Annotated in this window: 10 protein-coding genes; 2 read left to right on the top strand and 8 right to left on the bottom strand. The window is 38.0% G+C overall.

Features of this window, described 5'->3' with window-relative positions:
* Positions 1 to 95 precede the first annotated feature (95 nt).
* The 4 genes from EI546_RS15050 to EI546_RS15035 all read right to left on the bottom strand — a co-directional run bounded on the left by EI546_RS15050 (position 96) and on the right by EI546_RS15035 (position 6,081).
* On the bottom strand, positions 96 to 1,424 hold the full coding sequence (locus EI546_RS15050) for a 2TM domain-containing protein (RefSeq protein WP_128251317.1): 1,329 nt from the start codon (positions 1,422 to 1,424) through the stop codon (positions 96 to 98).
* 76 nt (positions 1,425 to 1,500) lie between these two features.
* Positions 1,501 to 2,163: a hypothetical protein gene (locus EI546_RS15045; protein WP_128251316.1), complete on the bottom strand. Its 663-nt coding sequence runs from the start codon at positions 2,161 to 2,163 to the stop codon at positions 1,501 to 1,503.
* Between the two features lie 144 nt (positions 2,164 to 2,307).
* Positions 2,308 to 4,488, bottom strand: a complete 2,181-nt coding sequence (locus EI546_RS15040; protein ID WP_128251315.1) for a TonB-dependent receptor — start codon at positions 4,486 to 4,488, stop codon at positions 2,308 to 2,310.
* A 318-nt stretch (positions 4,489 to 4,806) separates the two neighbouring features.
* Positions 4,807 to 6,081 carry an NAD(P)/FAD-dependent oxidoreductase gene (locus EI546_RS15035; RefSeq protein WP_128251640.1) on the bottom strand — a complete coding sequence of 425 codons (1,275 nt, stop codon included), beginning with the start codon at positions 6,079 to 6,081 and terminating at the stop codon, positions 4,807 to 4,809.
* Positions 6,082 to 6,198: 117 nt separating this feature from the next.
* Between EI546_RS15035 and EI546_RS15030 the strand changes: the two genes are divergently transcribed.
* Together EI546_RS15030 and EI546_RS15025 are read left to right on the top strand one after the other, a co-directional pair.
* Entirely contained in the window at positions 6,199 to 6,693 is a 495-nt protein-coding gene (locus EI546_RS15030) for an RNA polymerase sigma factor (RefSeq protein WP_128251314.1), read from the top strand.
* A gap of 6 nt (positions 6,694 to 6,699) precedes the next feature.
* Entirely contained in the window at positions 6,700 to 7,347 is a 648-nt protein-coding gene (locus tag EI546_RS15025) for a hypothetical protein (protein ID WP_128251313.1), read from the top strand.
* A gap of 369 nt (positions 7,348 to 7,716) precedes the next feature.
* On the opposite strand, the gene EI546_RS15020 is transcribed toward EI546_RS15025, so the two are convergent.
* From EI546_RS15020 to EI546_RS15005, 4 genes are all read right to left on the bottom strand, one after another.
* Complete coding sequence (locus EI546_RS15020; RefSeq protein ID WP_128251312.1) at positions 7,717 to 9,141, bottom strand: carboxypeptidase-like regulatory domain-containing protein; 1,425 nt, start codon at positions 9,139 to 9,141, stop codon at positions 7,717 to 7,719.
* A gap of 156 nt (positions 9,142 to 9,297) precedes the next feature.
* The gene (locus tag EI546_RS15015) at positions 9,298 to 10,461 is read right to left on the bottom strand and encodes an acyl-CoA dehydrogenase family protein (RefSeq protein WP_128251311.1); all 1,164 of its coding nucleotides are present in this window, start codon (positions 10,459 to 10,461) and stop codon (positions 9,298 to 9,300) included.
* A 129-nt stretch (positions 10,462 to 10,590) separates the two neighbouring features.
* Positions 10,591 to 11,487, bottom strand: coding sequence for a ComEA family DNA-binding protein (locus tag EI546_RS15010; protein WP_128251310.1), 897 nt, complete (start codon positions 11,485 to 11,487; stop codon positions 10,591 to 10,593).
* Between the two features lie 11 nt (positions 11,488 to 11,498).
* On the bottom strand, positions 11,499 to 13,124 hold the full coding sequence (locus tag EI546_RS15005) for an alanine/glycine:cation symporter family protein (RefSeq protein WP_128251309.1): 1,626 nt from the start codon (positions 13,122 to 13,124) through the stop codon (positions 11,499 to 11,501).
* Positions 13,125 to 13,215 lie beyond the last annotated feature (91 nt).

Raw genomic sequence — 13,215 nt, 5'->3', positions numbered from 1 at the left:
ACCTCCATTTTTAATTATGATATAAATTTACACAGCATAAAGCCGAATGAAAAACAAAGCCTTCTGACTTGTTGAATTTAGCTACCCAACTGTATCTAATCTTCTTTGTCCATAAACTGACGTATTTTTTCCTCTTCCCATTTCTTGCCGAAAAAGGGATTATAATTGAAAGTTTCGGCAGCGTGGCTGGCCAGACCAAATCCCCATCCCAGGATTGGAAATATTGCCCAAGGAAATCCCGCCCGGGAAAGAAAATTGAGATAAATAAAAATTGGGATAAAAACCAGATAGATTCCAAAATGCATATAGAACACTTTTAGTTCTTCTACACGTTTTTTTGCCCGTTGGTATCTCTTTTCTGAAATGAAGGTTTCTTGTGAATTCATAATTCTTATGTTTTCATCTAATATTGGAATGGCTACTCTAAATTCCATTCGGTTTTCATGTATCTCGACCGATCTTTCGGTGAGTAGAGCATAGCGATCACGAATGTTTTTAAGCCCAACTCCCGTGCTCTCTTTTAATGCCTGTTTCATTTGAATATTATTGGTAACAACCAACATCCCCTCTTTTTCAGAAATAGCTATATAGAGTTTTTTCGTGGGAGTAACCTGATTGTGCTTTACGGCATTCTCCAACAACAGCTGAAGAGATAAAGGCACCACTTTAGCTTGTGGATTCCGAAGATTTTTCGGTGAGGTAAAAACGATACTATCCTCAAATCTTACACTTAAAAGCGACATATATAGTTGTGCAAATTTCAACTCTTCCTCAAGAGTAACCAGTTCCTTATTTTTCTGCTCCAAAACATATCGATAAACCTTGGAAAGAGAAGTTGTGAAGCGGGTTGCAGCTTCAGGATTCTCCTCAATTAAACTGGTTAACACATTTAAACTATTGAAAAGAAAATGCGGGTCAAGTTGATTTTTAAGAGCGTCAAATTTTGCAGATGCCGTACCGGCAATTATTTTTTGTTCTGTTACTTTTGTTTCCTGCTTATTTCGGTAATAATAAACCGTGTAGAAAATAGAGGTTACGACTACGGAAATGGTAAAGCCTACATAATAGTTTGCAATTTGTTCCCTGGCAAAAAAGTCGTCTAAAGTTCTGCCAAAAATCAAGGTTTCGGTTGTAATCCGAATAAAGAATAGGGTAATTAGAGTAAGAAAGATTCCTCCAAATGCGCCTTTCAATAAGTTTTTAGTTTTAAACACGGCGTTGGGAAACCATTTCAATAAGAACTTGAAATAATAAGCATTTACTAGATAAAGAATTACCGCATAGATTTGGTTAAAGACAAACCATCGCAAAATCTCCCCTAAATCTGAGAAAGTATATCCATTGGCATATTGAACGAGCGCCAATATAATGAACACGATAATTCCAACAATAAAAGCTTTTATAAAATGTCTAAACAGTTCCATTTGCGTATTTGGGTAATTCTACGATATCACAAGTTATTTTAAAATAGTAAACAACGGCAATTTAAAGTTTAGCCTTCTATTGGCAATTTTCAGCCAGCACTTGTTTTGCTCTTTCTAAATTGAATCTTGGATAAAATTCTTCTTTGGTTGGATGGGTTTCAGCATTCTTCATTGCGCGTTCTATATCCTTACAATATGCTTCCACAGGCTCACCAAAATACTTAGCACTGCCAATATTCCATTCCGCTCTTGCCATAATGGTACGCGGGTTTTCCGGATCAATCGCTAATGCTTTTTCGTAAAGTCCCGAAGCCTTTGGAGAATACATCATTCCATATTGTTGCCCATCAAAAACAATCCAAGCGGTATATAATTGAGCCTGAACCACCATAATATCCGGATTGTCCGGAGATAAAGCGGTAGCATCGTTGATAAAATTTTGTGCTTTTGCCAATTGTTCTGAAAGTTTCGATTTGTCTTTTTCTCCAAAACTATATACTACATTTATCAGGGCTACATAATATGGAGGCAACCAATTATCAGGTTCAGCTTTGGCTATCCGCACAAACATATTGGCCGCTTCCCACGGATGATTGTCTTTCCACAGACCAAAAGCTTCCTGCATGCCTTTTTCATATTTTGTCGGTGCTGCTGCGTTTGCATCAGACGCTGGTTGGGTTTGTCCCTGCATTACCAAAATGGTAAGGAATAAACTGAGGTAAGTTAGTACATTTTGCATGGTATTGATTTTTAGTAGTTATTAATTGTTATTTCGATTATTCAAATTTCGTGAAAAACACAAGGTTGTAAAAATAGAACCGGCCAAACTGTTGAATTATACGACTGAACTGTTCTACCTATACTCTGATGTTTCAAAAGGAAGCTATAGATTTTTCAACTGGTTATCTTTAGAATTCTGGCTAATGGTCCAAAAGAAACCTATCATAAAAAATTGATCTGATGCGGGAAGCAGTTCTCTGCTGGCAAAATATCCATTGGCATCGGGTGTATTTGCATATTGGTAGCCGTTCACATTCCTAAAAGCGAAAACATTATTCACAGATGCATATAAAATTTTTTGAGAGGAAATCAAATAGGCCCAATTTAAGCTAATACTATTATAACTTTTGGTTTTTTTCTCAAGAAAACCTGGAGAATTCCAGTCGGTATAGGGACGACCGCTGGCAAATTGGTAACTGAAGCCAATCTGGCTTCTCCAATCCTCAATCCAATATTTACCAACCACGGAAAGATTGTGTTTGTTGGCAAATGGCGGCGTAGCTTGGGTAGGATAGTTTTTGTACTCTCGTTTGGTATCCAAAAATGAATAACTTATCCAATAATCAAAGTTTCGGATACTCTCATTATCACGCCAAAACCAATCCAAGCCCTTGGCATATCCGCTTCCCATATTAGAAAATTGGGTATTTAGATTGGGAATAGAATCGTTATAGGAAACAAGATCACTATAGCTCTTCCAATAAACTTCGACTCGGAAAATCCTATTATTTGCGGCGTATTGATAGTTGATAATATAATGTTGGGCGTGCTGGGACTGGAGGGCCGAGTCAAACTTGAGAATTTCATTTTCCGCTTGTTGAAAAAAATCACCATAAGCCACGGAAATCTGACTGTTTTCAGCAGTTTTATAGGCAAAAGATGCTCTTGGAGAAATGCTAAATTCATTAGCCAATTGGGCGTACTCGCCTCTAACTCCCAACTTTAACGCTAGTTTCCTGGAGAAAATAATATCGGCTTCAGTAAAAGCGGCAGTGATATTATTATTGAAACCGAGTTTAGCACTTAACGAAGTTTCTCTGTAATCCTCAGTGAAATCCGTAAGAAGTTGCTCGATTCCAAAATTCAATTTAAAATGATTACTGAAGTGTTTCTTGAATTTCAATTTCAAATCTGCAGAATTTTGACCATCTTTAATATCTGCTTCATCTATCTCCACTTTCGTTTTGTTTAAAGTATAACTACCGCCGGCGAAGAGACCCCATCCATTTTTCAACAACCGACTGTAACTGGTATTGGTATAAAAATTTTGATTGTTCAATTTAAAACGGATTCCATCTGGATAATTAATATCCTCTTGGATCAACTCAAAATCGGTATTTTCATAAGCACTATATATCTTTAACAATCCATCCTTAAATTTTTGGCGAAAAACTGCTTCCCCGGAAAACGCTTCAAAAGGTTTTTTCCAGTCATTTCTTCCTGGAAAAATTGCGATATAAGGAGCCAAGTTTATATAAGCCGCATTCACACTCAAAGATCTTCCCTGATTCCAGGATTCTGCTGAGGGAGATTCCCACTTTTTTGTTTGCCCCAGACCTAGCCCCACGCTCATAATTGAAATATCCGTTTTATCATTCGTGGGTTCATCTATAGTGTTCAGCAGCAATACGGAGGAAAGTGCTTGGCCATATTCGGCTGAGTAACCTCCGGTCGAGAATGTAATTCCATCAAATAAAAATGGGCTATAACGTCCACGGGTCGGGACATTAAGAGCAGTTGGGCTATAAGGAGTAAACACCCGAATATCATCGATAAAAACCTGCGTCTCGTCCGCATCTCCTCCACGTACAAAAAGACGGCCGTCTTCTGCCACAGTCGAAGTTCCGGGAAGGGTTTGCAACGCCCCGACAAAATCTCCCACCGCACTAGCAGTAGTGACAATGTCTAAAGGTTTTAATACTGATATCTTACTGTTATCACCAGCAGAAAAAGTGCCTGCCGAAATAGTTACTGTTTCCAACGAATTTACATCCTCCCGCATTGTAATGGAAAGATTATTCATCTTCCCAACGTCATCCGTCATTTTATAGGGTTCGAAGGAAACATAAGAAATAAGCAAAGTATGCTTCCCCACTTCGAAAGTTTCAAATTTAAACTTCCCTAAGTCGTCTGTAGTGGATCCATCATAAGTCCCTTCCAAATAAACATTGGCGCCCATCACCGGGATTCCTTTATTATCCTTAACGACTCCCGAAATGACTGTTTGTGAAAAAAGCAGGGAAGGTAAAATACCGAATAAAAAATAGAGTACTGACTTTTTCATTTACTTTGAGTTTATAGTTCAAAGGTGAAGTTTTGAATACTCCTATAAAATAAAATCAGACCGAGCTGTAAAATTTTACGGCCGAAGTGTCATTGGGAATGCTGGGTGCTTGGATGACGGGGGCGAGGTGCCGGATGTTGGATTATGGATGTACGATGTCGAGGACAAAAAAATTAAAAGGTTTAAAATACAGACCGCATAGATGAAATCTTCAAACATAATTCAGGAATCGAACCTGAAACTTGAAATTCCTAGCCCGCCGAAACTTTGGCGACGGAGGAAGAAAGTGAAAACCTGAAGCTCGAAACTGGAAATAGTTTAATTCCTCTTAAACGGCCTAATAATCAATCGTGCGGCTTTATCAAAATTGATATAATTATAAGTCCAATTGAAGAAGGTTATTACCCTATTCCGAAAACCTACTAAAAACCAAAGGTGTACAAACATCCATAAAAACCAAGCTATTGCCCCACCAAAATGAAGATTTCCAATATCAACCACAGCCTTGTTTCTTCCAACTGTGGCCATTGTTCCTTTATCAAAATACTTAAACGGCTCCATTTTTTCTCCTTTAAGCATCTTTTTAAAATTTTTCCCAAGTCGCTTCCCTTGTTGAATTGCTGGTTGTGCAACTTGGGGATGTCCTTTGGGGTAATCCTCTGTTGTCATTAATGCAATATCTCCCAGGGCATAAACATTATCAATATCCTCTATTTTATTAAAGTGGTCAACTTTGTATCGATTGACTTTTTCAACTATTGCGGATGCATTTATTCCCTCTACCGGCGCGCCTGTAACACCCGCAGCCCAAATAAAAGTTGCTGTTTTAAATGTTTTTCCGTCTTTTGTGGTAACTGTAGTTCCGTCATAGTCGCTTATTAAGGTACTTAGATGCACCTTCACTCCAAGTTTTTCTAGAAATCGCTGTGCTTTTTTTGAAACCTGTTCGCTCATTGGCGGTAAAACTCTATCCTGGCCTTCTATTAAATGCACTTCCATTTCATCCTCGTCCAGTTCGGGATAATCATTCTCGAGAATTCCCTTTCTGAATTCCGCCAAGGCTCCGGATAATTCAACTCCGGTTGGACCTCCGCCCGCTATTACAAAATTTAGGAAACGCCGACGTTCACTTTCACTTTGGGCCCTATCGGCTTCTTCAATATTCTGCAGAATCAAACTCCGAATATTCAATGCCTGTGGCACGGTTTTCATCGGCATACTATAATGTGCAATGTTTTCATTACTAAAATAATTGGTGCGGGTCCCCGTAGCAATTACCAAATAGTCAAAAGACAAACTTCCCACAGATGTGGAAATACTGTTTTCTTTGGTATTAATATGCTTTACTTCCGCCATCCTAAAATGGAAATCGGTGTGTTTTCTAAAGATCTTTCGAAGCGGGTATGCAATTGAATCCGGCTCCAAACCACCGGTAGAAACTTGATATAGCAAGGGTTGAAAGGTGTGGTAATTATGCCGGTCAAAAAGCACGATCTGCACCTTTTCCCCTTTGAGCCTCTTTATAAAGGAGATCCCGGCAAAACCGCCACCAATAACAATAATTCGGGGTAAGTTGGTATCTGGAACATTCATAGTAGTGAAATAATAGACAAAAATACCTTTGTTTGAAACGTAAGTCTGAAATTTTGTGAAATTTGTAACAATGCAGAGAATAGGAATACTAACCATATAGCCAATCAAAATCAACCTTTGAAGGAAAATCTCGAACATATATTTGTTAAGGAGCTGGAAGAGAACCAAAACATCGTGCATAAAATCTGTCGTTTATACACCAATGACCAAGATGCGCACAATGATTTGTTTCAGGAAATAACCATTCAGCTCTGGAAAGCCTTTCCAAAATTTCGAGGAGAATCGAAGTTTAGTACTTGGATGTATCGCGTGGCGCTCAACACTGCCATTACACTTTACAGAAAATCAAAACGTAGCATTAAAACACAGGATTTTGAAGGCGTGAGCTTTAAAATTGCTTCGGAAGATTATGACAACACAGAAGAAAGACAACTAACGCAAATGTACAGTGCCGTAAAGGAGTTAAACGATATTGATAAGGCTTTGGTCTTTCTTTATTTGGAAGACAAGAATTATAAAGAAATATCCGATACCTTAGGAATTACTGAAGTAAATGCAAGAGTGAAAATGAACAGGGTAAAAGATAAAATACGAAAGATTTTAAATCCCTAACAAAATATGGATGAATTAGAATTATTGAAAAGTCGGTGGCAGGATCAAGATCCAAAATTGCCACAATTGACTTACAACGAGATTTATAAGATGCTCCTAAAGAAATCCTCTTCCATTGTTAAGTGGATATTATTTATCAGCATTGGCGAAATTCTCTTATGGTCGAGTCTCGCCTTTCTGGTTCCCGAATCGAGCCAGAGATTTTCTAGGGATATTGGTCTGAAAGAGATGATGTTTGCCTCAAACATCTTATACTATGCGGTTTTCATTTTTTTTATAATTCTATTCTATAGGAATTATAGAAAAATATCGGCCACCGATTCTATAAAGGAGTTAATGGGCAACATTATACGCACTCGGCGCACAGTGAAATATTTTATAATTTACAACCTCGCCAGTGCCTTTTTAATGTTGTTGGCAGTAAATATTTTTTACTATACCAATCAAGATCTGGTTTTTCAGTTGATGGTAAAAGATTATGGAGTAGTGGCCACCATGAACCAAGATCAGTTTTTTACCACATTCTTCTTGATTCAATTTATTATTGGACTGGGTGTAATTGTTCTGATAATACTGTTCTATCGATTTGTGTACGGAACGCTATTGAGGAGATTAAAGCGGAATTATCAGGAACTTCGAAAAATGGAGGATTGAGTTCCTCAAGCGAAACGTGGAAAATGATCCTCACCCAAACGGCCAGACAAGGCCGTTCTGACCTCCAAACGAGAAATAAATGTACTGTAGAATCAAAAATTTAGAGAAACTTAATAAAAAAGAAAGTCAAGCGGAGATGTTAAAAATGAAAAGCACCCACTTAAAAAATTAGCGCATTTGAATAATTTCAATAGGATAATAAGAAAGCAGGGTTAAAACTATAAAATATGACGAAGCAGCCAGGGTATTATATAAGTTGATCGCTTCCGTTCTTAAACTTTTCTGGCTAAAGAGATTAACTAATTCCTTCATAATAAAGAAATATACAACAAATACCCTAACCTTCAGAGTCTTAGGATTATGATAAAATTACTCTTTAAATAATGTCGCACGTTTGCTCAAATCCATGATAAGTTTTTCCTCTTCCTGGCTTTCCAATAGTACATTATAGTTTTTCCAGAATTCAGCGTTATAGGGTTTTGGAGAAAAGATATCGGCGGTCCACTGGTTTTCTTTCAACTCTTCTTCAATAAGCTCTGGATCTTGAATTATATCCGAAAAAAGAATTTCCTGAATGGTATAATAATATTGTTCGCTCTTATCAAATCCAGGAGCGGACTCGGTTTTGGTTCTTTCAGAAGAACGGTCGCCAACATTGACAAGTTTGGGGGTTTCATAGTAGAAATAACTAGGATACATTTTACCATTGTATTCTCGGTAGGTTTCCACAACTTTATGAAGCGTTTGGGTGTCGAAAAGACTTTTACTTCGTTTTTTCTGAACATCGGAAGCTGCTATCAATTCATATTCAACTTTTTTAATAGCGTAATTGTCGTAATAAACATAAATCCACCCCTTCGGTTCAAATCCTTCATTATAAATACCTTGTGTGTTTAATCCCACAAAATCTGCACCTTTGGATATCTTTATTTTATAAATTTTTCTGCCGTTATCCACCAAAACTGTGTCTAAATGGAATTGATGTCTTTCCAGCATATTCTTTCCAAACAATGCCCCCAAAGCACCGGCATTTCTAATGAGATTAAGTTTTCCCTTAAAAAGATTATCAAGGCCACTCACCCGTTCGTCATTCCATTTAATGGCATCGATTAAGGTTGAAGTTTTAATCGAATTTCGACTCACCACACCCGATTTTGGACTTCTTCCTATATTTTTAAGATACGCGGAATAGGTAAAAAGACTGTCAATATCCCGAAGATCGTAACTCTTTCTAGTTTCATCTACATTAATCTTTAGATTATCCTTGGCGTTAGCTCCATAATCAGAATCATATAGGGTAATTGCAGCTTCAATCAGCCATTTATATTCCTTTTTATTTCTTTCCTTATGTCTTAAAAACCCTTTCTCAAGATAAGGTTCTGCCGGCAGGTTTTCTGGTAATCGCTCAATTGCCCGAACCATTATTTCATTTCCTGTTTTCGGTCTTGTATCGGCAACCAGAACAACTTCATCCAATGAGGCAACATCTTCCTCCAAAAAAATATCAGAACCATTTTCAAATTCACTGATTATCGCCCTATAACTGCTATAACCTATAGAGGATATTACAAGTGTATCAGCCATATTTTTTGCAGGCACCATAAGCGCAAATTTTCCATCGGCATTGGTAATAGTCCCAACAGTGGTATTTTGAATATAGACACTTGCGCTTTCAATAGGGCCAAAAGTCATAAAGTCGGCAACCTTCCCTTTAATCTCTGTTTGGGAGAGAGCGGTTGCGGTTATTAAACCCATCATTAAAATTAATAATTGTCTAAATTTTTGCTGGACCATTGTGGAAAGTATTTAAATATTGAAAAGTCTACACAGAGTTTATATACTTCTCAAAAAAGAAATTATAAAAAATACGAATTTAATATGTCTGGTTGAGCGCAGTCGAAACCTAATTACCTCTCGACTGCGCTCGAGGAGACAAACTCACAAAATTTTTTATGTTGCCGGCTTATACTCTACTCCCTCGATAACCATTTTGGATATGATTTCACGAAGTATTTCAGAAGTACCGCCACCGATTGGTCCCAAGCGGCTATCACGCAATAATCGAGCTAATGGATAATCTTCCATATAACCATATCCTCCCAAAAACTGGAGACATTCTGTCATAACTTCATCTGATACTTTTGTGGAAATCAGTTTGCTCATGGTGGCTTCCTTAACCACATATTCTCCATCGTTTAGTCGCTTAGCAGTTACGTAATTGAAAGTTTTGCACACTTCAATTTCACTTGCCAATTGCGCAACTCTATGTCTGAGGGCCTGAAACTTGGAAATACTTTTCCCAAAGGCAGTTCTTTCCTTCATATATTGGATTGTATATTCCAAAGCATATTCACTGCGGGCGTGTGCGTTAATTCCCATAATTAAACGTTCCAAGGCGAAGTGCTGCATAATGTATGGAAAACCTAGGTTCTCCTCACCCATCAAATTTTCTACTGGAATTTCAACATTGTCAAAGGCAATTTCGGCAGTGTCGCTGGCTCTCCATCCCAGTTTGTCGAGTTTGGTTGCAGAAATGCCGGGAGTATCACGATCGATTACAAAAATGCTAATTCCTTTGTTTCCTAGTTCGGGAGCGGTTTTGGCGGCAACGATCAAATAGTCACTGTAAATACCGTTGGTAATGAAAGTTTTTGACCCGTTGAGAACATATTTATCACCCTTTTTTATGGCGGTTGTTCTCATTCCTGCAACATCACTTCCTCCAAAGGGCTCTGTAATACAAAGGCATCCTATTTTTTCACCAGTAATACTCGGAGTCAAATACTTTTCCTTTTGTACGTGATTGGCTTCCTTCTTCAAATGTGTCATCGCCAGATAAGCGTGTGCCCACATGGCGGCAGCAAAACCTCCAGAATTGATTTTTTGAAGTTCCTCCAAAAAGATTACGGTATAGAAAAGATCGAGGTCCAGACCTCCGTATTTTTCAGATTGGTATATTCCAAAATAGCCCATCTCTCCGAATTTCTCCCAAATAAACCGCTCGATATGTCCGGTTTTTTCCCATTTATCAATATGTGGCACTACTTCTTTTTGAAGAAAATCCTGAAAACTTTTTCTGAAAAATTCGTGTTCTTCTGTAAAATATAAACTCATGTATCGTATTTTATGAATGTCTGAAAGCAAATTAAAAATGAATTCTAAGGTCCGTTCGAGCGGAGTCGAGAACTTAAAAATTGTGACTACCAATAGGTCTCGACTGGGCTCGACCTGACACAAGGGACATTATTTTACACTTTTCTCAATCGACAAATATAACTGAATTAGCCGTAACTTACTTTCACTCATTCCTTCAATTTTTTCGAGTTCCTGAAAGTCAGTAATTTTTTCTCGGAGGGTTCTATATTCCCAAATTTTCTTTGCCAAGTCGAAGGAAATTCCCGGTATCGTGGCAATGTCGGAGGCGGAGGCGGTATTTACATTCAGTTTTAATATTTCTCTCGGTTCTTTCACCGTGAAAAGGTTCAAGGTCCGTTTAACTACTTCGTCATTAAGACCATAAACGGCGTAGAGTTGGGAATCATTTGAAAAACCATTCAATTTTTCCCGCTGTTCAATGATTCGCTTACTAAGGGCCTCTCCTATTCCATTTACTTCTTGCAACTGTTCTGCAGTAGCTAAATTCAAATCAATTTTTTGGTTGAATGGTTTTTCTACAAAACCGTTTTCATTCTTCCTAACAAAAAAATTTGATGTTGGTTTCGGATTATTTACCCAATCAGGAAATTTAAAATGAGGACTGATTTCATCTAAAAGAGAATCTGAAACTCCCGTTACTTTTTTAAAATCAGCAATGGAATTTATCCATTTTCCTTCTTTCCGAAATTTAAGTAATCGGTCGATTTCCTCATTGGACATACCAAGAGTATAACCTTTAAAATCGGTGATATAATTTGGATTAAACGGATAAATTTTGGGTTTGCGATTTTCTAATTCTACCAAACGTAGCGAATCCAATTCTTTTTGGATGGCGACGATTTCAGCAGAAGAAGTGTCCAAAGTATCTTCTTCAGAAAAATCTGCAAACCAATAAATGCACAGCAAAGAAATTATCAACAGCAACAAAAGTAAAATCCCACTTCGTTGGTTTCTATTGAACGTGAAGTGGGATTTTAATTCCATAGGAATATTTTTTATAAATGCTTGGACAAATCCTCCAAGCCTTCGTCTATAGCCTCGTGCTTAATCTTTATGGCATTCATATATTTTTTCAATTCCTTTCTAATTACGGGAGTTAGCAGCACTACTCCAATAATGTTCGGCACTACCATTGCAAAAATCATAGCATCCGAAAAATCGATAACGGAACCTAAACTTATAACCGAACCTATCCAGATAAATATACAGAATAATGCTTTATAAACCAGTTCTTTAATCTTGCCTCTTCCAAATAGGAATATCCACCCCTGCAATCCATAATATGACCACGAAATCATGGTGGAAACCGCGAAAAGAATTACGGCGATAGTAAGAATAATTGAGAAATGTGGAATAACACTATCAAAAGCAACCGCGGTTATTTGGACACCCTCTGCTACCGGCACTCCATACTGTATAATATTGTTATCAAAGTTTGTTATTACAATAACCAAGGCAGTCATCGTACAAATAACAACTGTATCAATAAAAGGTTCTAACAAAGCGACAATCCCTTCAGATGCTGGATATTTAGTTCTAACTGCCGAGTGGGCAATCGCTGCTGAACCAACCCCAGCTTCGTTGGAAAAAGCCCCACGACGAATCCCTTGGATCATAACTCCTACAAGTCCTCCAGCGATTCCGAGCCCTGAGAAAGCTCCTTCAAAAATCAACGAAAACGCATCGCCAATATGCATATAATTTACTCCGAGAATAATTAGACCGCCCAGCACATAAATTCCTGCCATAAACGGAACAACCTTTTCGGTCACTTTTGCAATCCGCTTTATTCCACCGATAATTACAAAAGCTACCACAATTGCGATTACGGCCCCAAACCACATTGCTCCACTAGTTCCTTCCAACTCAAAAAGCTGAACAAATTGAGCAGCCGCCTGATTTGCCTGGAACATATTACCACCACCAATAGAACCTCCAATAACAAAGATTGCGAAAAGAATTGCCAGTACTTTTCCAAGTCCGCCCATTCCTTTTTCGGCCAATCCCTTCTTTAAGTAATACATTGGTCCACCGTAAACTGTACCGTCTGGGCCCACATCACGGAATTTTACCCCTAAGGTACATTCTGCAAATTTTGAAGCCATCCCCAGCAATCCCGCAACAATCATCCAAAAAGTAGCACCGGGACCTCCTATGGAAAGGGCCACGGCAACACCGGCAATATTCCCCAGGCCAACGGTTGCCGACAATGCCGCCGTCAATGCCTGAAAGTGGGAAACCTCGCCATCGGCGCTATCATCACGAATGGTTTCAATAAGGTTTTCCTGTTCGTTGGGCGTCATATCTCCATAAAGCGTATCGGCACCGTGTTTTTCGATATCTTCATATTTACCACGGACCACTTTTATTGCGGTAAAAAATCCAGTAAAGTTTATCAGCTTAAAATAAAATGTGAAATAGGTCGCACCTCCTATGAGCACAATGAGAACCCACGGAATTTGAAAAGTTTCGGAGAAAGGAATTTCGTAGAATATACCTTCAACGAACCAACCCGTATAATCTCTGAATATGGAATCAATTTTTTCTGAAGTAGTTTGCTCTTGAGCAAAAATGATAAATGGAAATAAAAAGGTGGATAGCGAAAGAAGATATTTCTTCATAGATGATTTTTTGATGAAACAGGTTCAAAATAAAACGAAGCAAGTTGCTGAAAAAAAGTTAGAATTTCAAGGAATTATTCAGAAAGTTGTT

It is taken from the genome of Aequorivita sp. H23M31 (genome assembly GCF_004022485.1).
Lineage (GTDB): Bacteria > Bacteroidota > Bacteroidia > Flavobacteriales > Flavobacteriaceae > Aequorivita > Aequorivita ciconiae.
The sequence above is the reverse complement of the archived record's forward strand: the minus strand, read 5'-3'. Positions and strand labels throughout refer to the sequence as shown.